The sequence below is a fragment of the Streptomyces scabiei 87.22 genome (genome assembly GCF_000091305.1).
GTDB lineage: Bacteria > Actinomycetota > Actinomycetes > Streptomycetales > Streptomycetaceae > Streptomyces > Streptomyces scabiei.
Window position 1 is genome coordinate 1,678,176 of the sequence record NC_013929.1, and the last position, 21,546, is coordinate 1,699,721.

A 21,546-nucleotide genomic window follows, 5' to 3' on the forward strand; every position below is an offset into this window, starting at 1 on the left:
CCATGTCCGGTGACCAGTCCAAGGACATCGTGCTCAAGATGATGTCACTCCTCGTCGATCCCTCGACCTCGGAACAGGCGCGCGAATACCTCACCGAGTCCTATGTCCAGCACAATCCCAACATCGACTCGGGAGCCGACGCGATCATCGAGTGGACGAAAACCGATCAGGCTCGCGTGGCCCGGGAATCCATGCGCCCTGCGCCCGAGCCTCCGGTGTTCGTCGCCGAAGGAGACAAGGTCGTGATGATGCTGGCCCGGGACCTGCCCGATCCGGATGACCCGGGCAAGACCTATCGCTCCTACTGGTTCGACATGTGGCGGATCGAGGACGGCAAGCTCGCCGAGCACTGGGACGGCGCTCCCAAAGAAGCAGGATAGACGTCGAATTCGGGCAACGGAGCCCGGTCGCGAGAGGGTTTTCGAATGTCATCGTATCCTCGCATCTCCGCTACAGTGGCCGCTTTCTTCTGCATGTCCTTCGGCATGTCGGCCATTTACGTCGGATCTCTGTCGGTCTTTCTCGGTCCGGTATCGGCATCGATGGGTTGGGGCGTTTCCGTCTTCACCTTGGTGTTCACGGTGTCCGCCTACGTCGGCGCTTTCAGCACTCCCTTCAGCGGGCGCCTGATCGACCGGGTCGGGGTGCGCATCCCGGTCACCATCGGTGTCGCGACCTTCGCCCTGGGGCTGTTCGGCCTGTCCCGGATACACTCAACAGGATTCGTGTTCTGGGCATCCGCCGTCTGCATCGGCATCGGTGCCGCACTGGCCGGGCCGGTAGCCCACGTGCGCGTCGTCTCCTCGTGGTGGGACAGCAACCGGGCGCTCGCCCTCGGTCTGGTGGTCGCGGTGGCCCCCGCACTGTCGCAGTCCCTGGTCGCGCCGGTGGCGCGATGGCTGATCGACGCATTCGGCTGGCGCACCGCCTACGAGGTGCTGGCCGCCGCTGTCCTGGTCGTCGGATGCATATCGGCCCTGTTCTTCCTGAAGGTGCGGAGCGCGGATGCCGCCACGGATTCCCCGGCTGCTGCCACGCCGTCCCCGGCGGTCTTCGAAGGCGTGCCCGCAAAGCGGGCATACCGATCCCGGACCTTCTGGACCCTGACGGCGGCGGAGTGCCTCGCGACGAGTTCGTTGATCGGCACGCAGGCGCACATGGTGCACTGGTTCACCGGCCGCGGCGTCACCGGCGGCACGGCGACTTTCCTGGTATCCCTCATGGCGGTGTCCGGGATGGTCGGCGTGCTCTTTTCCGGCTCCCTCACCGACCGCATCAGGTCGCACCGCGTCGCCGCCGTGCTCTACACCCTGCCGGCGATCAGCCTGGTCCTGCTTCTCGCCGCCGGGGACACCTTGTGGATGCTGGGCGTCGGAGTCGTCCTGATGGGATGCGCGCTGACCGCCGTGACGCTCCTGTTGCCCTACCTGATCACCCGGTACTTCGGGCTTCGGGCATCCGCCGAGATATTCGGCATCAGCCTCGCGTGCAGCATGATCAGCATCGGAACCGGGCCCACGCTGATCGGTATGGGCTTCGACACCTCCGGCAGCTACACGCTCCCGATCTCACTCGCTGTGGCCGCCACCACCGTTTCCGCGCTGCTCATGTTCAGGCTCAAGCCGTACATCTACGCGGTGGTCAAGCCCGCTCCTCGCGATGCGGGCAGGACGCACACGGTCACGGGCGGGACGGACACACGCCTCTCCGGACAGGAGGCAACCCCCTAGCCTCGGCGAGCCGCCGGCAACCGAGTGCGATCACGCCCGTTGCTCCGCCACCCCCCGGATCTGAGGGACAGCGATGAACACAACCAGACGCTCTCGCGGGCCCTCCGATGGCCCCGGCGGAGCACGGCACCCCCGTACGACCGGAGCGACCGGAGCGACCGGAGCGACCGGAAAAATGCTGTCGGAGCTCTACTCCAGCGTGGTCGGCGACCAGGAGCGACTGACCAAACTGCCTCTGGTCGTCTCCCGGGACATGGAGGAACGTTTCATCCGCGACGGCTGGCCGGTCGGCAAGGTGTACGGCAGCGAGGCCGACATGGCCGCGTACTACGGCGTCGGCCGGGACGTCATGCGGGAGGCCGTACGCGTGCTGGAGGCACGTGACGAGGTGCGGGTACGGCGCGGCCCGCAGGGCGGCATCGCAGTCGCCAGGCCGGGCGGCACACATCTGCTGGTCATGATCGGCGGTTACGCCTACCTCACCGGCCTGGGACTGCCGGACATCGTCGAGGCGTGGAGTGCCGTGCACATCAGCGCCGTACGTCTCATAGGCGACCGGTCACGGCAGGCCGGCGGAAGGCCGCTGTGGGAGAACCATGCGGCGGACGACGGCGAGATGCCGGACACCGCCGCGCTGCTCGGGCGATTCGCCACCGAGGTGATCGGCGCAAGCGACAGCGGTCCGCTGAAGTACTTCAACGACGTCCTGGCCCCACTGCTGCCGCGGATGAGTACCGCCCTGGAGGCCGACGCGCTGGCCGACATACGGCAGCGGATCATCCATGACCTCGATCGCGGCCGTACGGAGGACGCCGTGCGTCAGGCGCGTCCGCTCTTCTGCGGCGCGGCGCGGGACACCCTCGCGCAGGTCGCACGGACGGGCGACTGGAAGGGCACGCCGGTGCCGGAGCCGCTCGAGCAGATGCGCATACCCGCGTTCGCGGCCGTGCGGCGGATGATGTCGGAGATCACGCCAGGGGAATGGGTGCGAGGCCGGCCACTGGGCAACGAGTGCGAACTGGCCGAACGATTCGGCGTCGATCGCAGCGTCATCCGCCAGGCGATCCGCATGATGGAGGACGCGGAGACGGCGGTCACGTTGCCCGGACGCGGACACGGCCTGGTGACCCGGTGCCCGGGCCCAGCCCCCCTGAGCCGTCAGGTCTGCGTCTACCTCGCATCGCACTCCGAACCGCCCGAGGGCGCCGCCCTGGCACTCGGCAGTCTCATGATCGAGATGGCCGAGATCGCCGCCAGGAAGACAGGTCCCCGCGATGCCGAGCTTTTCGACGCGCTCTTCGATGAACTGCGACAACTGACGAGTGCCGCGCCGATAGCCAGTTTTCAGCTGATCGAAAGGCTGCAGAACCGCCTGGCGCGCAATGTGCTGCTGTCGCTCTTCGTGAATGGCATCAAGGCCTATGTGTCCTGGAGCATGAGCGAGGAGTTGCATGCGCCGTCCTGGGTCATCGAGTTTTTCGCCCAGTCCACACATGATGTCCTGCGGGCCATCGGCCGTCGTGACGCACCGGAAGCAGCCCGGCTTCAGGCCATGAAACAGGAAATGCTCGCGCAGTACCGCCAAGCCGTGCTCGAAGGGCAGGAGCCGGAATTCCGGTGAATCAGGTGAATTGCACCCGGCCCCTTCGCAGTCAATAACCCTGGCAGACCCGAATACGCCGTCTGGTTACCGAGAGGGCCGAGGCCTAGGGTCAATCTGCGTGGACCGATAGGAAACATCCACGCACAGAGCGGAGGCGGGCAGGAATGCGAACCCTGACAGGTGGTGTCGGAATGACGCACGGCTGGGAACCCGAGCGGGACCTTTTCAGGCACGGGGAGAGCTTCCTGCAGAGCTTGGTGGGGCACGATCCGGGCCTCGCGAGCCTCGCGCACTCTTTCCGGGCGACGGAGAACGCCGATGAGACCGCGCCAGGACATGGACTCTGGGCGACCGCCGAGGATTTCCTCGGCCTACAGACCTTCGCCGATCCGGTCCAGGGGCAGCTCATCACCATGGGGGTCGTCGTCGCGGCGGGACAACGCCGGCCGTTCGGCCTGCGACTGAAGGTCGTCGGGGACGAGGTGACCGAGGCAGAGGCCGTCATCAGTACCGATCCGAGCGGGCACTTCGCCGATGTGGACCAGTTGCTGGCACCCGACGTGCTCTACGACGCACCGGTTCCCCCCGACCGAGCCTGCGACCGGGACGGGCTGGTCCTCGCGGCGGACAGCTACTGGACCGCACTGCAGGAAAGCGACGGCAGCCTGGCTCGCTTCGGATACCGATGTGACCGTTACGACAACGGCAAGAAGGTGACGAACACCCTCACCACTCTGCTGTCTCCGGACGCCACCGTGCACACCGTCGCGAGTTGCCTGAACAACACCCGAGGCGCCAGACCGACGGCCCGTGGGCGCCGCTGTCCCGTTGTCGACGTGGCCCGCGGGATCGCGGCGAGTGTGGTCGTCGTCGACTTCCACCCCGTCCCCGGCAGCCCGCGGCCCGACAGCGGCTCTTTTTACATGATGGCCCTCTTCAAAGTGGTCGACAACGAAATACGCAGTATCGACGAAATACGAGAAATCCTGCCGCTCGGCACGCCATCGGCTTGGTGAGAGAAAGGATACGTACATGAAAGAAGCGCCAGATATGACTCAAGCAGGGTCTATCCACGAGTCGCCGTTCACGACACCGGAGGGGCGCCGCATCCGTGACGCCGTGCGGGCAGTGGTACCGCTGATCCGGGAGAACGCCCTGGAAGGTGAGAAAATCGGCTGTCTGGCGTCGCCCACGCTCGATGCGCTGCACGAGGCCGGAGTGTTTCGGGCCTCAGTGCCGATAGAATTCGGCGGCTATGCCCTGGGAGCGCGCGATCTGGCCGAAATCGTCAGCGCGGCCGCGAGCGGCGACGGATCGGCGGGCTGGACCGCCATGATCGCGAGCGGGTTCACCCGGGTCATGCTCACCTTCCCGCAGGAGACGGTCACCGAGGTCTACGCACGCGCTCCGCAGTGGCCGGGGCCGGTCGTGGTGAGCGCCTCGCTGTTCTCGGAGAGGATTCAGAAGGCCCGCCCGGTTCCGGGCGGCTACCTGATCGAAGCCGGGAACAAGTGGGGCTTCGGCAGCGGCTCCAAGCACGCCGCCTATCTGGTCGTCGGCATCGAGGTGGAGACAGCCCCCGGCACCACGACGCGCGCGATGGCACTGCTGGAGAAGGGCCAGTACGAGATCGTCGACGACTGGCACGTCATGGGACTGTCCGGTTCGTCCAGCAACAGCGTCACGACACCTGCGGAAGTCTTCGTCCCCGAACGGCGCGTCGCGGATCTCGCCGGTATGCCGGGGCGTCTGGACGGCCTGCACCAACGCTACGCGGGGCTGGGCTTCGCCCTCGACGCCCGAGGCCTGATGCTCATCGTGGCCATGGAGACCATGGCCGTGGTCCTGGGAATGGCCAAGGGCGCCTTCGACTGCTTCGTCGACCAGAGCCGGCGCAAGAAGCCTTTCAACCTCCCTTACGACACACTGGCTGCCACTCCGTCGGTGCAGGTCGTCGCGGGCAAGACGCGCGCCATGATCAACGCGGCGGAAAGCCTGCTGTTCGGCCGCGCGGACCACATCGACCGCAAGGCGCGCGACGGACAGCCGTTCACGGCGGCCGAGGAGTCCGAGATCACCATGGACTTCGTGCACGCCGGCAATGTCTGTGGTGCCGCCATCGACGCGATACAGATCGCGCTCGGCTCGTCCACGGTCAGTCTGCGCAACCCGATTCAGCGCTTCGCACGCGATGCGCGGGTGGCGTTGACCCACGGCTCCACCCGGCTCGACCCGGCGGCGGAGATCAGCGGACGGCATCTCATGGGGCAGACACCATTCAGCGACGGCATGGCGGCCGTGCCCGGCGTGGCCAAGGCCGCAGAGGCCCCGCGGATCGTCGAACCCGTCGCTTGAGCCGGACCAGGAGACATCATGAACCTCGAACTGAACGGCAAGCGGGTCCTCGTCACCGGCAGCAGCTCGGGCATCGGCACCAGTATCGCGCTGGCACTGGCCGACGAGGGCGCCCACGTCGTCGTGCACGGCCGGAACGGGGAGCGCACGTCCAAGATCGCGGCGATGATCCGGGAGAACGGTGGCCAGGCCGACGAGGTGCTCGGCGATCTCACGGACGCCGACCAGGTCGACGCCGTCTGCCGGCGACTGCTCGACTCCGGCGGCGTGGACATCCTGGTCAACAACGCGGGCGGACGCCACGGAGGCTGGGAGCGCGACGGCTGGTTCGGTACCTCGCCCGACAACTGGCTCGAGACCTACAAGCTGAACGTGATCTCGACCGCAGCCCTGGTCAACAGCCTGGTCCCCGCCATGAGGGAGCGCTGCTGGGGACGCGTCATCCAGATCGCCAGCGCCATCGCCCTGCACCAACCGCCCAATTTCCCCGACTACCAGGCGGCCAAGGCAGCGGAGATCAACATGACACGCAGCCTGTCCCGCGGCCTGGCCGGAACCGGCATCACGGCCAACTCCATCAGTGCCGGCATCATCCACACGCCCGGCTCCGCCGCGGAACTCGCCGCCATCGCTGCCGAGATGCGGCTGGAGGGCGGGTGGCAGGCGCACGAGCGCCACATCGCCGTCGAGGTGTTCCGCCAGACCGCCGGCCGCATCGGTCGGCCGGAGGACATCGCCTCCGCCGTCTGCTACCTGGCCAGCCCCCGCGCCGACTTCGTGACTGGCGTCAACCTGGTCATCGACGGCGGCATCAACTGAACCGCTCAGGCGGCGAGGAGAGAAGTGTCGATGCAAGCATCCCCGGAGACACCCGAAGAGCTGCGCCACGCGTTCGGTCACCTGCCGTCCGGAGTGGTGGCGGTCTGCGCCCTCGTGGGTGGCCGGCCCGTCGGGATGGCGGCGAGCTCGTTCGTGCCGGTCTCCTTGAAACCGCCGTTGGTGTCGTTCTGCGCGGCACGCACTTCCCGCACGTGGCAGGCGCTGCGCCAGGCGCCGAGCCTCGGTGTCAGCGTGCTCGCCGAGGACCACGGGACCCTGTGCCGGGCGCTCGCCTCCTCGGCGGAAGATCGTTTCGCGGATGTCCGATGGGAGGCCGGGGAATCCGGCGCGGTCTTCCTGCCGGGCACGGTGCTGTGGCTGGAATGCGCGCTGGACTCCGAAGTCGAGGCGGGCGACCACGTGATCGCCGTGCTGCGGCTGCACGGGACCGCGTTGTTTCCGCAGGTCAGGCCGCTGGTGTTCCATCAAGGGCACTTCGAGCGACTCGGCCCGTCCCAGCCCCCCGCCCGGACACATGCTTCGGCTTGACCGACGGGCGGCGATGTCAATCGCGGCAGCGGCTGACCCCCCATCACCTTACGAGGAGCAGAACATCATGACGTTTCTGGAAGCAGGCGACTGGTCGGAAAGGATCTTCTCCGGTGAGTGGATCAAGGGTTCGGGCGAGACGTACGACGCGCTCGAGCCGGCGACGGGTGAGACCCTGGGGCGTGTCGGTGCGGCCACGCCTGACGATCTGGGCCGGGCCGTGGGGCAGGCGGTGCGGGCGCAGCAGCAGTGGGCGGCGCTGCCGTACGTCGAACGGGCACAGGTCCTGCGGCGTGCTGCGCACCTGTTCGAAGAGCACCACTCCGAGATCACCGACTGGATCGTGCGGGAGTCGGGGGCGCTCAGGGCGTTCGCAGAGTTCCAGACCTCCAACGGGGCAGCGGAGGAGTGCCACGAAGCCGCGGCGCTGTCCGCGGCGCCGTTCGGGGAGGTGCTCCGCTCCGTGGAGGACCGGCTGTCGTTCTCCCGTCGGCGCCCGGTCGGCGTTGTCGGTGTGATCTCCCCGTTCAACGCACCGATGGTGCTGGCGATGCGAGCGGTGGCTCCGGCGCTGGCTCTGGGAAACGCCGTCGTCCTCAAGCCCGACCCCCGGACCGCGATCTGCGGCGGTGTGGTGATCGCGAGGGTTTTCGAGGAGGCGGGACTCCCCAGCGGCCTGCTGCACGTACTGCCGGGGGGCGCTGACGTCGGCGCGGCACTGGTGGATCACCCCCAGGTGCCCGTGATCGCCTTCACCGGATCCACGAGGGCCGGAAAAGCGATCGCGGCAGCGGCAACGCGGCATCTGAAGCGCGTCCACCTCGAACTGGGGGGCAACTCGGCGCTGATCGTCCTGGACGACGTGGATGTGGAGAAGGCGGCGTCCGCGGGGGCGTTCGGCTCCTTCCACCATGCGGGGCAGATCTGCATGGCCTCAAGCCGGCATCTGGTGCACGCGTCGATCGCCGAGGAGTACGTCGAGTCGCTGGTCCGGCGGGCGAATGCCGTGACAGTGGGAGACCCGGCGAGGAGCGAGGTGACAGTTGGCCCCATGATCGACGAGCAGCAGTTGCAGGCCGCGCACGCCGTCGTCACCGACACTGTGGCGGCAGGTGCCCGGCTCGTGGCAGGCGGCACCTACGATGGCCTTCTGTACCGGCCGACCGTGCTGGCCGACGTCCCCTTGACCGCACGCGCCTACCGGGAGGAGATATTCGGCCCGGTCGCACCCGTGGTGCCCTTCCACAATCTGGACGAGGCGGTGAGGCTGGCCACCGGAACCGAGTACGGACTCTCGCTGGGCGTGCTGACCCGGGACATCGCCAAGGGTCTGGTATTGGCCGAACGCATTCCCACCGGGCTCGTGCACATCAACGACCAGACGGTCAACGACGAGGCCACCGTGCCCTTCGGCGGGCGCGGCGACTCCGGCAACGGTTCCCGTCACGGCGGCGCCACCGCGAACCTCGAGGCCTTCACTGAGCAGCAGTGGGTAACCGTCCGGGGCGACATCCCCGCCTACCCCTTCTGATTCCAGGCTGCCCCGGCGCGGAGCTCAGGTCACCGTGAATCAGTTGAAACGGGTGCCGGGCCGCAATCTCCCCCAGACTGAGCGGGTAACCGCAGCGGCATCAGCCTCCCCGCTCGCATATTCGTAAGTCCAGGGGCATAGGGACACCGACGAAACGCGCTGGCCAGCGGCTACGAATGGCCCCTAGCCGTCGCCATCCCGCTCAAGATCATTTCCCACGATGCAGCTGAGGGCCCGTAACAGCTTCCGCCGCATCACGAAGAGCGGCGCCGCGAGCGCCGCTCGGCCGGTGGTCGGCTGTCGCCATGGCTTTCATGCGCATTGGGCCATGAGCGGGTTGCGTGCCGTCAATGTCTCATGGCTTCTCAGGCGGCCCGAAGGAGCGTGCTCGTGCCCGGCCATCGGTCCATCGCCGAAGCCGAGAAACTTGTCGCCAAGGGGTCACGGCTGCGACAGGACCGTGACGCGCTCGGTGGGGCGGCTGCGGGCTCCTGACATCGCTGTGAGCGCGACCGCGGCAGCGAGCGCGAGTGCTATGAGCACGGCGCTGGAGACCATGAAGGCGCGATCCACTCCGATGTGTCCGATGACGCTGGAGGCCAGGAACGGCGACACCGCCAGCGCGCCCGCGATACCGGCCTCCCACAGGCCCAGAGCCTTGGCGAGGTGGGCCTCGGGAATGCGCTGTTGGACGAAGGCGATCAACGGGATGTCGGTCAGGGCCGACGCGAGTCCGGTGACGGCGAGGAGCACGGCGATGGCCGCAGGCGCGTGGACCAGGCCCAGCGGAAGGCGGAAGGCTCCGAGCAGGGCCCAGGCCAGGACCGCGGTCACGGCGAGTCTGGGCAGAGGCAGGCGTACGAGCACCAGGGCGCCGGCGATCTCGGCGAGGCCGGCGATGCCCAGCATGAGCCCGTACTCACCGCCTTGGCCGACCAGAACCACCAGACCGACGGCCAGGAACCCACTGGCCACGGCGAGCGCGAGGACGAAGGTGGCGATGACGACCAGCACATCGGGCGCCGCCCGCAGGGCCGCGAGGCCGGCGGCGAGGTCCGCGCCCAGCCGGACGCGCGGCCCGGCCGGGGCGGGACGGCGGACGCGCAGGGCGTACAGGGCCGCCGCGGAGAGCAGGAAGGTGAGACCGTCCACCGCCATGACCAGCGGGAAGGAGGCGAAGGCGAGCAGCGGGGCGAGCAGCAGCGGTCCGACGAAGAACGCGGCTCGGAAGGCGACCTGGAGCACGCCGTTGGCCTGCTGCAGGTGTTCGGCCGGCACGATCTGGGGCACGATCGCGTTCCGTGCCGGTGCGAAGGGCGCGCCGATGAGGGCCAGCAGGGCCGTTCCCAGGACCAGCACGGTCAGGTTCAGCGCACCTGCCAGCAGCATCCCAACACCGGCGGCCACCACGGCCGCGCGGGCGATGTCGGTGCCGATCATCAGGCGTCTGCGGTCGTAGCGGTCGGCGTACGAGGCGGCCACGAAGGTGGCCAGGAACGCCGGGGCGTACGCGGCCACGGTGACGAGCGCGACCGCCGACGGGTTGTGGGTGAGGGCCCATGCCTGCCAGGCGACGGCGGCGGTGTACAGGCCGTCGCCGAGTCGGGAGACGCCCTGGCCGACGAAGAGCAGCAGGAGGTTGCGGTCGCTGAGCAGTGCCATGCCGAAAGGGTCCTCGGCGGCCCCCGCACTGCTCAACTTATTCGTCGGAACACTAATCAGTCGGGGATCTCCAGATCGCGCATGCGCAGGTGCAGTTCCGCCAGGAAGCGCGTCTGCGCGTCACGCGGGTCGAAGCCGCTCACCTCTCTGATGCGTTGGAGGCGGTAGCGGAAGGTGTTCGGGTGCAGATGCAGCTGCGCGGCGGCGGCGTTGGTGTCGCCGAAGTGGTCCAGGTAGCAGCGGAGTGTGGCCAGGAGCTGGGTGTGCTGGTGCCGGTCGTGGCGTTCCAGTGCGGAGACGGCGCCGCCCAGGGTCTCGCCGTCCTGGCGGAGGGCGCCCCGCAGCCGGGAGAGGGCGTACAGCAGCTGGACGTCCTCGAAGGCGGCGACGCGGGGGGCCGACGGGTACTGCTGTTGCAGTCCGGTGATCCGGTCGACGTGGGATCTGGCGTACGGGATCCGGCCGGGTTCCGCAACGGCGGAGCTGACGGCCAGCACGATGCGCTCCCGCAGCGCCGCACGGTTCCACAGGTCCCGGGCGACGTTCACCGAGCGGGCCCTGGCCTCGGCGTCGTCCGTGGATGCCGGCCAGGGCAGCACCGCGTAGGTGGCGCGGTCGTGCCGGGTGACGAGGGAGCGGGGGTGCGCGGTCGTCAGGTACAGACGCAGCATGTCCGACGGGGTCTCGCCGAAGGCCGCGTCGTGCGCCGGCCGGCCCGGCGCGGCGGCCAGGACAGTGGCCTTGGTGGTGGACAGCCCCACCCGCGCGGCGGCCTGTTCGGCGTCCGCCGTCCCGAACAGGAGGGCCTCCAGGTCGTCCTGCTCGGTGGTGCCCTGTCCGTCATGGCTCATACGGACGGCGATCGTCCGTGCGGCGGCGCGGAAGTGCGCCGTCTGCTGTGAGTCGAACGGGGTCTGGGTGGTGGCCCACAGGTACCCCAGGTGCGGACCGTCGTGCTGGACCCGGCAGGCCATCCGGGGCTTGGCCCGGTCGGAGGCCGGGTCCAGGAAGACGGGCTCCGGGGAGGCGATCAGGCGGGCGATGTCCCCCCGGGAGCGCAGCACCTCGACGAGCCAGGGCTGGGCCTGCCGCTCCAGGATTCCGGAGACCCTTTCCTCGTCCGCGCTCTGCTGTCCTTTCGACCAGGCGAGCACCCGGAACTCGGTGTCCTCCAGGACGATCGGCACGTTGAGGAGTTCCCCGGCGGCGTCGATGACCGAGAACAGGTCTTCACGCCGACCGGCCGTGCCGTCGCGGCCCAGCTGGGACATCTCACCACCTCCGCAGGTCCGGCAGTCATGTTAGGCGGCTTGTGCACTGGTCCTGGCCCGGCACCGGGCGCCGCCTCTCAACCGGCGAGCCCGAGGAAGCGTTCGGCGTTGCCCCTGCGGATCGACGCCTTCTCCTCGGCAGAGAGGAAGTCGCTCTCGCGCACGACCCGGCCCGCGGGCCGCTCGCCCAGCGGGTACGGGTAGTCGCTGCCGACCATGACCTGTCCGGCGCCGTAGGTGTCCACCAGCAGGCGCAGGGCGCGCGGGTCGAAGACGACGGAGTCGACGTGGAACCGGCCGATGTAGTGCGACGGCGGGTGTGCGGAGGTGCCCACCACGTCGGGGCGGCCCCGCCAGGCGTTGTCCATGCGTCCGAGCCAGAGGGCGAAGGATCCTCCGCCGTGCGCGAAGCAGATCTTCAGCCGGTCGTCGACACGGTCGAAGACCCCGCCGAGGATCATCGCCAGGAGCGACAGATGGGTCTCGGCGGGCATGGCGGTCAGCCACTGCGCCATCCAGCGGCGCAGTCGGGGTGAGTCGTCCATGTCCCAGGGGTGGACGAAGACCGGGACCTGAAGCAGGGCGCAGTGCTGGAGGAAGGTGACGACGCCCGCGCTGTCCAGGTCGTGGTCGCCGACGTGGTTGCCGATCTCGACTCCCCGGTGCCCGTTGGCCAGGCAGCGTTCCAGTTCGCGGCAGGCCGCGTCGGGGTCCTGCAGCGGCACCTGGCAGAAGGGGACGAGGCGGTCGGGGGCCGGGGCGACGATGTCCAGGGCCAGGTCGTTGAAGATCCGTGCGATCCGTGCCGCCTCGGCACCGCTGCGGCCGTAGTGGAAGAAGGCCGGCGTGGGTGAGACAACCTGCATGCCGATGCCGTCGGCGTCCATGTCCTTCAGACGGGCCGACGCGTCCCAGCACTCGGCGCCGATTCGCCGGAACTCCCGGGATCCGAGCATGATCATCGCGTCGGCCTCCGACTCGACGCGCAGCCAGGGCGCCTGGGGACCGGCGTCGGCGCGGAGGTCGGGCCAGCCGTGCGGGACGTAGTGGGTGTGGACGTCGATGGTGTCGGCCTCGTGCGAGTGCTCGGGCACGGGGTCATCCCTTCCCGGGGTGCTCGGCCCCGCAGGAGCCGCAGATCCGGGCCTGCCGGTCGTCGTAGAAGGCGGCGAAGACGGGGGGCAGGTCGGCCACGATGTCGGTGACCTGGAGCTCCACCTCGTGGACGAGGGCGTGGCAGGCGGGGCAGTACCACTGGAACTTCTCCAGGGTGCCCGACTCTCGGACGCGTTCGATGACCAGGCCGATGCTGTCGGCTTCCGGGCGCTGCGGGGAGTGCGGCACGTTCCCGGGCAGCAGCCAGCTCTCGCCCTCCCGGATGTGGACGGTGCGCGGGCCGTTCTCGGTCATGACGTCGACGTACATGGCGCCGCGCACCTGGTGGAACCACTCCTCGTACGGGTCGACGTGGTAGTCGGTGCGCTGGTTGGGGCCGCCGACGACCTGGACGATGAAGTCCGCGCCCAGGGCCATGGTGCGGTTGTTCACGGGCGGCTTGAGCAGGTGGGCGTGGTCGTCGATCCACTTCTGGAAATGGATGACCTCGGGGAGGACGGTCATGACGTGTCTCCTTGGAAAATGGCGGGTCAGTGTCCCAAGCGGCTGAGGGTGGCGATGGCCTGGATCTCGATGAGCAGGTGCGGGTGCGGCAACTGGTGGACGGCGACCGTCGTGCGGGTGGGGCCGTGGGCGTCGAAGTACTCGGCGTAGACCTCGTTGTAGCCACCGAAGTCGTTCATGTTCACGAGGTAGGCGGTGATCTGGGCGATGTCCTCCAGGTCGGCGCCGACCGACCGCAGGATGGCGCGCAGGTTCTCGATGACGGCGCGGGTCTGGGCCCGGATGTCGAGGGTGGTCGTGCCCAGGGCGTCGGCCTCGGCTCCCGCGAAGGTGTTGTCCGGCCTGCGGGAGCTGGTGCCGGAGACGAAGACGAGGTCGCCGACGACCTTGACGTGCGGGAACCGTCCTCGGGGGGCGGCCTGCCCGTCGACTACGCGTGCGGTGTTCATCAGCGGCCCTTCAGGGTTACGGTGCCGAGCCCAGCGATGTCGCAGAAGGTGACGCCAGGGGTGAGCGGCAGGGCCGCAGTGGCGGCGCCGGCCAGGACGATCTGCCCGGGGGCGAGGGGGATACGGCGCCTGCGGCAGATGTCGAGCAGGGCGTGCAGGGCGGCCAGGGGTGCTCCGAGGATCGCCGCGGTGGATCCGACGGCCTCCGCCTGCGGGGTGCGCAGCCGCACCGCCTTGTTCGCGATGTCGGTGAGCGGGTGCCAGGAGCCGACGGCGTAACCGGCGGCCGAGGTGTTGTCGGCGATGACGTCGGTGACGGTGAAACGGAAGTCCTGGTAGCGGGAGTCGATGATCTCGATGGCCGGTGCGACCGCGTCCACGCACGATGCGATGTCGGTCGCGGGGTCGTCGAGATCGACCTGTCGGCTCAGCCGGAACGCCACTTCCGGTTCGACCCGGGGATGGATGAAGTCCGACAGTTCCACCTCGGCGCCGTCGCCGATGCGCATGGCGTCGGTCAGGTGTCCCACGATGATCTCGGAGACACCCATCTGCGCCATCTTGGCCTTGCTGGTGAAGCCCAGCTTCACGCCGGTGAGCCGCTCTCCCCCGGTCTGCCGCAGGCCGACCAGTGCTTCCTGCACGGCGTAGGAGTCGTCGATGCCGAGAGAGTGGGTGTCGGCGAGGCTGGGGACGGGGGTGCGCCGGTGAGCAGCCGTGTGCAGACGCAGGGCGAGTTCCAGTCGATCGGGGGTGCTCATGCTGTTTCTCCTGCCTCGGCGGGCACGCGGGCCAGGTCCAGGGCGATGTCGGTGAGAAGGTCCTCCTGGCCGCCGACCAGACCGCGGCGGCCGGCCTCCTGGAGCAGCAGGCGGGAGTCGAGCCGGTGCCGCGCGGCCACGCGTGCCGCGTGCAGCAGGAAGCTGGAGTAGACGCCCGCGCGGCCGAGGGTCAGGGTGTCGCGGTCGACCTGGACGGGCCGCTCCCGCAGGGGACGTACGAGGTCCTCGGCGGCGTCCTGGAGGGCGAACAGATCGCAGCCGTGGCTCCAGCCGAGCAGGTCCGCCACGGCGACGAACGGCTCCGCTGGACAGTTCCCTGCGCCCGCCCCTTGTCCGGCGAGCGCGACGTCCACGCGCAGTGCCCCGTGCTCGACGGCCGTGACGCTGTTGGCGACGGACAGCGACAGGTTCTCGTGCGCGTGGATGCCGATCTGCGTGTCGTCGGCGAGCACCTGGCGCAGGGCGTCGACGCGTTCGGCCACATCGGTCATGGTCAGTCGGCCGGCGGAGTCGGTGACGTAGACGCAGTGGGCTCCGTAGGACTCCATCAGCCGGGCTTGTTCGGCGAGTCGGGCCGGGGCGGCCATGTGGCTCATCATCAGGAACCCGGCGACGTCCATGCCGCTCTCGCGGGCCCAGGCGATGTGCTGCGCGCTGATGTCGGCCTCGGTGCAGTGGGTGGCCACGCGCACGCTGCCCACGCCGAGAGCACGGGCCCGGCGCAGGTCGGCGATGGTGCCGATGCCCGGCAGCAGCAGGGTGGTGAGGGTGGCGTTCTCGATCACCTCGGCCGCGGCCCGGATCCATTCTTCGTCGGTGTGAGCCCCGAAGCCGTAGGTGGCGCTGGAGCCGCCGAGGCCGTCGCCGTGGGCGACCTCGATGGCGTCCACCCCGGCCCGGTCGAGTGCGGCCACGATGTCGCGGACCTGGGCGGTGGTGTAGCGGTGCCCGACGGCGTGCATGCCGTCCCGCAGGGTCACGTCCTGGACGTAGAGGTTCACTTGCTGCTCACCCATCCTCGGAGTTCGGCCATGCGCTCGGCTGTCCGCAGGGCGGCGGAGGTCATGATGTCGAGGTTGCCGGCGTATTCCGGCAGGTAGTGGCCGGCGCTGCGGACCTGGAGGAAGCAGGTGACCTGCGTGCCCGTCACATGCCGGCCGAGGTGCGGGATCCACACCTCCCGCAGGGCGTCGAACTGCACGTCCTGCACGAGTTCGTAGCCGGGCACGTACTCCTGGACGTCCCGGACCGCCTGCCCCACCGAGTCCTCGATGGCGCGCAGCGTGCCGGCCGTGGCGTCCTCGACGACGCAGTAGACGGTGTTGCGCATGGACACCGGCGGGTCGGCCGGGTTGAGCACGATGACGGCCTTGGCGGTGGCCGCGCCCGCGACCTCGCGCAGGGCCCGGGCGGTGGTCTCGGTGAACTCGTCGATGTTGGCGCGGGTGCCGGGCCCGGCGGACCGGGTCGAGAGGGAAGCCACGATCTCGGCGTAGGCCACCGGAGTCACCCGGGAGACGGCCGCGGCGACGGGTACGGTGGCCTGCCCGCCGCAGGTGACCATGTTGACGTCGTCGGCGGCGAGGTGCTTCTCCAGGTTCACCGAGGGGACGGTGAGCGGCCCCGAAGCGGCCGGCGTGAGGTCGACAAGCAGTTTGCCGTGGGCGCGGCAGACTTCGGCGTGCCGGGCGTGGGCGCCGGCCGAGGTCGCGTCGAACACGATCCGGACGTCGGCGAACTCGTCCATCTCCAGGAGACCGTCGATTCCCGCAGGGGTGGTGGCCACGTGCAGGCGCCGGGCGCGCGCCAGGCCCTCGGAGGCCGGGTCGATGCCCGCCAAGGCCGCCATGCGCAGGTTCTTCGACTGCCGGATGACCTTGACCATCAGGTCGGTTCCGATGTTCCCCGAGCCCAGGACGGCGACCTTGACGCCGTCGGCCCGGGCGGTGGTTCCGGTGCTCATGCGCTGTCCTCCGTACGGGGCTCGATGAGGGCCTCGACCGTGCCGAGTCCGTCCAGTTCCAGGCGGTAGCGGCCACCGTCGTTGATCTCCGCCATCGGTCCCAGGGCACCGGACATCACCACGTCGCCGGCGCACAGGGGCCGGCCCCGGCGGGCCAGTTCGCGCGCCAGCCAGGTGACGGCGACGACCGGGGAGCCGAGGCAGGCGTGACCGGCACCGAAGGAGACGGGCTCGTCGTCGCGGTACAGCGTCATCCCGACCCGGGCCAGGTCGAGCCCGGCCAGGGTGTGCGGGACGGTGCCGAGGACGACGGCGCCGCTGGAGGCGTTGTCGGCGACGGTGTCGGTGATGGTCAGGTCCCATCCGGCGATGCGGGAGTCCACGATCTCGACGGCCGGCAGGACGAAGGCGGTGGCGCGCAGGACGTCCGCGACGGTGGCGCCGGGCCGGTCGAGATCACGGTCGAGGACGAAGGCGATCTCCCCCTCGGCGCGCGGCTGTATGAAGCGGTCCAGGGCGACGGGCTCGCCATGGGCGAGGACCATGTCGTCGAAGAGCATCCCGAAGTCGGGTTCGAAGACGCCGAACTGCTCCTGTACGGCGGGCGCGGTCAGGCCGATCTTGGCACCGACCCTTCGTGCTCCCGCGGCCAGCCGCGCGGAGGCGAGACGGCTCTGCACCTCGTACGCGGTGTCGACGCCGGTGTCGCCGAGCAGGTCACGGACGGGGGCACAGGGCGTTCCGGTGGCGGCTGCGCGGGTCAGGCGGGAGACGGCGGCCTCGACGGCGTCGTCTCCTCCCGTCGGCGGGGCGGGTGTGTTCGGCTCGGTGTCGGTGTCGGTCGTCATAGCTGCACGCACACATTCGTGGGCTCGGTGTAGAAGTGGAGGGAGGAGGCGCCGCCTTCCCTGCCGATGCCGGAGAGCCCGGCACCGCCGAAGGGAGAGCGCAGATCGCGCAGGAACCAGGTGTTGACCCAGGCCATGCCCACGTCCATGCGTTGGGCGACACGGTGACCGCGGCGCAGGTCGTTGGTCCACACAGCGGCGGCGAGACCGTAGTCGGTGTCGTTGGCCAGGGCGATGGCCTCCTCTTCGGTGTCGAACGGGATGAGCGCGGCGACGGGACCGAAGATCTCCTCGCGTACGGGGCGGTCGGCGTTGGTCAGCCCGGTCCACAGGGTGGGTTCGATCCAGGCGCCGCCGTCGAGGCCGGGCCCGAGGTCCGGAGTGCCGCCCCCGGTGACGACCTTGGCGCCTGCCTGTTCGGCGAGGTCGTAGTAGCGCAGCACCTTGCGCCGGTGCTCCTGGGAGATCAGCGGGCCGGTGGTGGTGTGCGCGCTGAACGGGTCGTCCAGCCGCAGCCGGCCGGCCCGCTCGGCCAGGCCGTCGACGATGTCCGTGAACACGGCCCGGTGGACGTAGACCCGCTCGGTGCACAGGCACACCTGGCCCGTGTTGGTGAACACCGACCGGGACAGCCCGTCGAGCGCCTCGTCGACATCGACGTCGTCGAAGACGATCGCGGCGTTCTTGCCGCCGAGTTCGAAGGACACCGGGCGCACTCCGGGCGCCGCCGCCCGCATGACCTCGGTCCCGGTGGCGGACGATCCCGTGAACGTGATCCCCTCCACGCCCGGATGGGTCACCAGGAACTCGCCCGCGGAACCGGCGCCGAAGCCGTGCACGACGTTGTAGGCTCCGGCGGGCAGGCCGGCGTCGGCCAGCACCTCGGCCAGCAAGGCCGCGGTGGACGGGGTTTCCTCGCTGGGCTTGACGACCACCGCGTTGCCGCAGGCGAGCGCGGGGGCGACCTTCCAGGTGAGCAGCAGCAGCGGCAGGTTCCAGGGCACGATCACGGCCACCACGCCCAGCGGTTTGCGCACCGCGTAGTTGAGGGCCTGGCGCCCGTCCGGCAGGTCGGTGAGGTAGGAGTCCTGACCGGCCGCGGCCACGATGTCGGCGAAAGTACGGAAGTTGGCGATCGCGCGGGCGACGTCGAGTTCGCGGGCCTGGGTCACGGGCTTGCCCGTGTCGCCGACCTCCGCGGCCACGAACTCCTCGAAGCGCTGCTCGATCAGGTCGGCCGCCCGGCGCAGCAGCGCGGCGCGTTCCCGTACGGGAGTGTGGGCCCAGCCGTCCACCAAGGCGCCGCGTGCCGAGCGGACCGCGCGGTCGACCAGGGGCCGGTCCGCCTCGTGCACCTGGGCGAGGGGCGTGCCGGTGGCCGGGTCGGTCTTCGTGAAACAGCGTTCCTCGTCGGGTTCGGCGAAGGTGCCGCCGACGAAGTTGCGGATGACGGGCAGCGGTTCAGCGGACATGGGGTGCCTCCTGAGGGTTGGGTTCGCCCGCCTCCTTGTTCGGCGCGACGGGTGCGTTCCGGCACATCACGTGGCGGACCTTGAGGGCGTAGACCAGGAGCAGGGCGAGGGTGAAGCCGGAGCCGACCCAGGCGGCCTGCGCCATCACGGGCACCACCGCGGCGGTCGAGGCCACCCCCAGCACACCCGCGATGCCGGCCCAGGCCGTCCAGGCACCGCCCGGAACCCGCAGGTCCTGCGGTGCGGCCGGTTGAGCGGAGCGGCGGAACGCGAGGTAGGACGCGAGGATCAGCAGCCACACCAGGAGGACGGAGAAGATGGCGACGGAGACCAGGAGGTTGAAGACGCTGTTGACCTTGAAAGCGGCCAGCAGGGCTGCCGCGACGATGCCAACGGCGGAGACCAGCAGGGCCCGCACCGGGACCCCGCGGCGGCTGAGACGGGCCACGGCGGCGGGGGCGCATCTGTCGTGGCCCAGGGAGTCCAGGAAGCGGCTGGCCGCGTAGAGCTGCGCGTTGGCCGAGGAGATCGCCGCGATCAGCACGATCGCGTTGGTCAGCGAGGCGGCGGCCGGAATGCCCACCTGGGTGAAGACGTGGACGAACGGGCTGCCGTCGACGCCCCCGTCACCGCCTGCGACGTCCCGCCACGGCACGAGGGTGACGATGAGCCCTATGGACAGGATGTAGAACAGTCCCAGGCGCCAGATGAGCGCGCGCATCGCGGTGCGGATGGACCGTGCGGGGTCGGCTGCCTCCGCCGCCGAGATGGAGACGGTCTCGAATCCCACGAAGGCGAACATCACGACGGACAGGGCGGTCCAGACGGCCGTCAGCCCGTTGGGGAAGAAGCCGCCACCCGAGGTGAGGTTTCCCAGGCCCGTGGCCGGCGTGTGCGGCAGTCCGACGAACACCAGCAGCAGTCCTGCCGCGATGAACACCACCACTGCGGTCACCTTCACGCTCGACAGCCAGAACTCCGCGAAGCCGAAGGACCCGACACTGAAGAGGTTGACGCCCAGTACCAGCGCGGAGACGGCGGCGATGAGCAGGAGCATCGGGGCCTGCGGCCACCAGTAGCGGATGTAGATCGCCGCGGCCACCACCTCGCCGCCGATGGCGACCGTCGTTCCGGCCCAGAACAGCCACCGGACGACGAAGCCCGCCCAGGGGCCGAGATAGAGGTGGGCGATGGTCCCGAAGGTTCCGCGCACGGGATGGGCGATGGTCATCGCCGCCAGCACCCGGGCGATGATGGCGACGAGTACCGCGCCCGCGATGTGGGAGAGGATCACGGCAGGGCCTGCTATGCCGATGGCCGAACCGGACCCCAGGAAGAGGCCGGTGCCCAGCGCGCAGCCGAGGCCGATCATGGTGGTCTGGCGGTGGGTGAGCGAGCGTACGAGCTCGCCCGGGGGCCGTTGGTCCCCGCCTGCGACGGCCGCCTGCCCAGGCGGGAGGGGGGCCGCGTTGCCGGTCTGGGTCATCTTTCCTCCGGTACGCAGTGGGCCAGCGCGTCGGCGGCCCGCCAGCAGTCGTGGAAGGTGGAGTAGAGGGGCACCGGCGCCAGCCGGATGATGTCCGGCTCGCGGGCGTCGGCGACGACTCCGTGCTCGTGGCGCAGCTTGCGGGCCAGGGCAGCCGCGCTCGTACGGCCGACGCGCAACGACAGCTGGGCACCTCGGCGTTGCGTGTCCCTGGGAGTGATCACCGTCAGCGGACGGGTGTGGGTGATCGCGTCGAGAAGTCCCTCCAGGTACCCGGTCAGCTTCTCGCTGCGCGCCCGCAGCGCCGCCATGCCGACGGCGTCGAACAGTTCCAGCGAGGTGCGCACCGGGCCCATGGCGAGAATCGGCGGATTGGAGATCGCCCACGCGTCGGCGGTGGCCGGCGGCTGGGAGACCGGTTCCATCCGGAACCGGGTGGCGGCGTCGGTGCTCCACCACCCTTCCAGGCGCTGCAGGCCGCGGTCGGTGACGTGCCGCTGGTGGATGAACACCCCCGACAAAGCGCCGGGTCCGGAGTTGAGGTACTTGTAGGAGCACCAGGCGGCGAAGTCGACGTCCCAGTTGTGCAGATGGAGCGGGACGTTGCCTGCCGCATGGGCGAGGTCCCAGCCGACCGTCGCGCCCGCGGCGTGGCCGGCCGCGGTGATGGCGGGAACGTCCATCAGCTCGCCGGTGAGGTAGTTGACGCCGCCCAGCAGCATCAGGGCCACGGTGTGTCCGTGCCGGTCGAGGAAGTCGACGACGTCCTCCGTGCGCAGGCAGTCCTCCCCGGGACGCGGACGCAGCCTGGTGACCGCCTGGTCCGGATCGAGGCCCCGGAAGCGCACGTGGCTGCGCACCGCGTAGCTGTCCGAGGGGAAGGCGCTGTCCTCGATCACGATCTGTGTCCGCTCGCCCTGGGGGCGGTAGAACGAGACCATCAGCAGATGCAGGTTCACCGTCAGGGAGTTCATGACGACGGTCTCTTCGGGCAGCGCCCCGACCAGGCGCGCGGCCGGCTCGGTCAGCAGGCGGTGATAGCCGAACCACGGGCGTACGGCGTCGTGGTGGCCTTCGACGCCGAAGCGGCTCCAGTCGGAGAGGTCCTCCGTCAGTTCCGCGAGGGTGGCCTTGGGCTGCAGGCCGAGGGAGTTGCCCGCGAGGTACGCGGTCTCGGTGTATCTGCCGCCGTCGGCGGGCGGTATGTGGAACAGCTCGCGGAGCCCCGGGAGGGCTTCGTCGAGCTGGTGGGCCTCGGCTTCGGAGGCGGTGGATCGCGCGAGCAAGGCAATACCCTTCTGGGAAATGGAGCCGGATGACCGATGCGGGTCGACGCAGGCGCCGAAGCGGAGCGCGTGGGCCGAAGGTGGTCATGAGCGGGCTGGTCGCTCTGGTGGCGGGGAGTG

At 69.7% G+C, this 21,546-nt stretch carries 20 protein-coding genes; 8 read left to right on the top strand and 12 right to left on the bottom strand.

Annotated elements, in window-relative coordinates; all coding sequences use genetic code 11:
• The first annotated feature begins 2 nt into the window (after positions 1-2).
• The 8 genes from SCAB_RS07100 (at position 3) to SCAB_RS07135 (ending at position 8,587) form a co-directional block, all read left to right on the top strand.
• Entirely contained in the window at positions 3-380 is a 378-nt protein-coding gene (locus tag SCAB_RS07100) for a nuclear transport factor 2 family protein (protein ID WP_012999374.1), read from the top strand.
• Between the two features lie 75 nt (positions 381-455).
• Positions 456-1,730, top strand: coding sequence for an MFS transporter (locus SCAB_RS07105; RefSeq protein ID WP_158512229.1), 1,275 nt, complete (start codon positions 456-458; stop codon positions 1,728-1,730).
• A gap of 175 nt (positions 1,731-1,905) precedes the next feature.
• Positions 1,906-3,351 carry a FadR/GntR family transcriptional regulator gene (locus SCAB_RS07110; RefSeq protein WP_012999376.1) on the top strand — a complete coding sequence of 482 codons (1,446 nt, stop codon included), beginning with the start codon at positions 1,906-1,908 and terminating at the stop codon, positions 3,349-3,351.
• A 173-nt stretch (positions 3,352-3,524) separates the two neighbouring features.
• Complete coding sequence (locus SCAB_RS07115) at positions 3,525-4,349, top strand: hypothetical protein (protein ID WP_012999377.1); 825 nt, start codon at positions 3,525-3,527, stop codon at positions 4,347-4,349.
• A gap of 16 nt (positions 4,350-4,365) precedes the next feature.
• Positions 4,366-5,688, top strand: coding sequence for an acyl-CoA dehydrogenase family protein (locus SCAB_RS07120; protein ID WP_197696209.1), 1,323 nt, complete (start codon positions 4,366-4,368; stop codon positions 5,686-5,688).
• A gap of 18 nt (positions 5,689-5,706) precedes the next feature.
• Entirely contained in the window at positions 5,707-6,507 is an 801-nt protein-coding gene (locus SCAB_RS07125; RefSeq protein WP_012999379.1) for an SDR family NAD(P)-dependent oxidoreductase, read from the top strand.
• A 30-nt stretch (positions 6,508-6,537) separates the two neighbouring features.
• Positions 6,538-7,056: a flavin reductase family protein gene (locus SCAB_RS07130; protein ID WP_037729162.1), complete on the top strand. Its 519-nt coding sequence runs from the start codon at positions 6,538-6,540 to the stop codon at positions 7,054-7,056.
• Positions 7,057-7,123: 67 nt separating this feature from the next.
• Positions 7,124-8,587: a benzaldehyde dehydrogenase gene (locus SCAB_RS07135; RefSeq protein WP_037729160.1), complete on the top strand. Its 1,464-nt coding sequence runs from the start codon at positions 7,124-7,126 to the stop codon at positions 8,585-8,587.
• Between the two features lie 441 nt (positions 8,588-9,028).
• Here the strand turns inward: SCAB_RS07135 and SCAB_RS07140 are convergent, their stop codons facing one another.
• From SCAB_RS07140 to kynU, 12 genes are all read right to left on the bottom strand, one after another.
• Positions 9,029-10,249, bottom strand: coding sequence for an MFS transporter (locus SCAB_RS07140; protein ID WP_012999382.1), 1,221 nt, complete (start codon positions 10,247-10,249; stop codon positions 9,029-9,031).
• A gap of 56 nt (positions 10,250-10,305) precedes the next feature.
• Positions 10,306-11,520, bottom strand: coding sequence for a PucR family transcriptional regulator (locus SCAB_RS07145; RefSeq protein ID WP_012999383.1), 1,215 nt, complete (start codon positions 11,518-11,520; stop codon positions 10,306-10,308).
• Positions 11,521-11,597: 77 nt separating this feature from the next.
• The gene (locus SCAB_RS07150) at positions 11,598-12,614 is read right to left on the bottom strand and encodes an amidohydrolase family protein (RefSeq protein ID WP_012999384.1); all 1,017 of its coding nucleotides are present in this window, start codon (positions 12,612-12,614) and stop codon (positions 11,598-11,600) included.
• A gap of 4 nt (positions 12,615-12,618) precedes the next feature.
• Entirely contained in the window at positions 12,619-13,140 is a 522-nt protein-coding gene (locus SCAB_RS07155; RefSeq protein WP_012999385.1) for a 3-hydroxyanthranilate 3,4-dioxygenase, read from the bottom strand.
• A gap of 26 nt (positions 13,141-13,166) precedes the next feature.
• Positions 13,167-13,589, bottom strand: a complete 423-nt coding sequence (locus SCAB_RS07160) for a RidA family protein (RefSeq protein WP_012999386.1) — start codon at positions 13,587-13,589, stop codon at positions 13,167-13,169.
• The gene (locus SCAB_RS07165; protein WP_012999387.1) at positions 13,589-14,350 is read right to left on the bottom strand and encodes a 2-keto-4-pentenoate hydratase; all 762 of its coding nucleotides are present in this window, start codon (positions 14,348-14,350) and stop codon (positions 13,589-13,591) included. Before SCAB_RS07165 ends, SCAB_RS07160 begins: the two co-directional genes overlap by 1 nt.
• Positions 14,347-15,387, bottom strand: coding sequence for a 4-hydroxy-2-oxovalerate aldolase (dmpG, locus tag SCAB_RS07170; RefSeq protein ID WP_037729158.1), 1,041 nt, complete (start codon positions 15,385-15,387; stop codon positions 14,347-14,349). Before dmpG ends, SCAB_RS07165 begins: the two co-directional genes overlap by 4 nt.
• Complete coding sequence (locus tag SCAB_RS07175; protein WP_012999389.1) at positions 15,369-16,334, bottom strand: acetaldehyde dehydrogenase (acetylating); 966 nt, start codon at positions 16,332-16,334, stop codon at positions 15,369-15,371. Before SCAB_RS07175 ends, dmpG begins: the two co-directional genes overlap by 19 nt.
• Complete coding sequence (locus tag SCAB_RS07180; RefSeq protein WP_012999390.1) at positions 16,331-17,182, bottom strand: 2-keto-4-pentenoate hydratase; 852 nt, start codon at positions 17,180-17,182, stop codon at positions 16,331-16,333. Before SCAB_RS07180 ends, SCAB_RS07175 begins: the two co-directional genes overlap by 4 nt.
• Entirely contained in the window at positions 17,179-18,654 is a 1,476-nt protein-coding gene (locus SCAB_RS07185; RefSeq protein ID WP_012999391.1) for a 2-hydroxymuconic semialdehyde dehydrogenase, read from the bottom strand. The genes SCAB_RS07180 and SCAB_RS07185 overlap by 4 nt, the downstream gene beginning before the upstream one ends.
• Positions 18,644-20,140: an amino acid permease gene (locus SCAB_RS07190; protein ID WP_012999392.1), complete on the bottom strand. Its 1,497-nt coding sequence runs from the start codon at positions 20,138-20,140 to the stop codon at positions 18,644-18,646. Before SCAB_RS07190 ends, SCAB_RS07185 begins: the two co-directional genes overlap by 11 nt.
• Positions 20,137-21,426 (bottom strand): kynureninase, encoded by a 1,290-nt coding sequence (kynU, locus tag SCAB_RS07195; RefSeq protein ID WP_012999393.1) that lies wholly within the window; start codon positions 21,424-21,426, stop codon positions 20,137-20,139. The genes SCAB_RS07190 and kynU overlap by 4 nt, the downstream gene beginning before the upstream one ends.
• Positions 21,427-21,546: the final 120 nt, after the last annotated feature.

Excerpts from the sequence above, each read along its gene's own strand:
- SCAB_RS07100 (WP_012999374.1), top strand. The coding sequence starts at position 3 with ATGTCCGGTGACCAGTCCAAGGACATCGTGCTCAAGATGATGTCACTC.
- SCAB_RS07110 (WP_012999376.1), top strand. The coding sequence starts at position 1,906 with ATGCTGTCGGAGCTCTACTCCAGCGTGGTCGGCGACCAGGAGCGACTG.
- SCAB_RS07115 (WP_012999377.1), top strand. The coding sequence starts at position 3,525 with ATGACGCACGGCTGGGAACCCGAGCGGGACCTTTTCAGGCACGGGGAG.
- SCAB_RS07120 (WP_197696209.1), top strand. The coding sequence starts at position 4,366 with ATGAAAGAAGCGCCAGATATGACTCAAGCAGGGTCTATCCACGAGTCG.
- SCAB_RS07125 (WP_012999379.1), top strand. The coding sequence starts at position 5,707 with ATGAACCTCGAACTGAACGGCAAGCGGGTCCTCGTCACCGGCAGCAGC.
- SCAB_RS07130 (WP_037729162.1), top strand. The coding sequence starts at position 6,538 with ATGCAAGCATCCCCGGAGACACCCGAAGAGCTGCGCCACGCGTTCGGT.
- SCAB_RS07135 (WP_037729160.1), top strand. The coding sequence starts at position 7,124 with ATGACGTTTCTGGAAGCAGGCGACTGGTCGGAAAGGATCTTCTCCGGT.
- SCAB_RS07140 (WP_012999382.1), bottom strand. The coding sequence starts at position 10,249 with ATGGCACTGCTCAGCGACCGCAACCTCCTGCTGCTCTTCGTCGGCCAG.
- SCAB_RS07145 (WP_012999383.1), bottom strand. The coding sequence starts at position 11,520 with ATGTCCCAGCTGGGCCGCGACGGCACGGCCGGTCGGCGTGAAGACCTG.
- SCAB_RS07155 (WP_012999385.1), bottom strand. The coding sequence starts at position 13,140 with ATGACCGTCCTCCCCGAGGTCATCCATTTCCAGAAGTGGATCGACGAC.
- SCAB_RS07160 (WP_012999386.1), bottom strand. The coding sequence starts at position 13,589 with ATGAACACCGCACGCGTAGTCGACGGGCAGGCCGCCCCCCGAGGACGG.
- SCAB_RS07165 (WP_012999387.1), bottom strand. The coding sequence starts at position 14,350 with ATGAGCACCCCCGATCGACTGGAACTCGCCCTGCGTCTGCACACGGCT.
- dmpG (WP_037729158.1), bottom strand. The coding sequence starts at position 15,387 with ATGGGTGAGCAGCAAGTGAACCTCTACGTCCAGGACGTGACCCTGCGG.
- SCAB_RS07175 (WP_012999389.1), bottom strand. The coding sequence starts at position 16,334 with ATGAGCACCGGAACCACCGCCCGGGCCGACGGCGTCAAGGTCGCCGTC.
- SCAB_RS07180 (WP_012999390.1), bottom strand. The coding sequence starts at position 17,182 with ATGACGACCGACACCGACACCGAGCCGAACACACCCGCCCCGCCGACG.
- SCAB_RS07185 (WP_012999391.1), bottom strand. The coding sequence starts at position 18,654 with ATGTCCGCTGAACCGCTGCCCGTCATCCGCAACTTCGTCGGCGGCACC.
- SCAB_RS07190 (WP_012999392.1), bottom strand. The coding sequence starts at position 20,140 with ATGACCCAGACCGGCAACGCGGCCCCCCTCCCGCCTGGGCAGGCGGCC.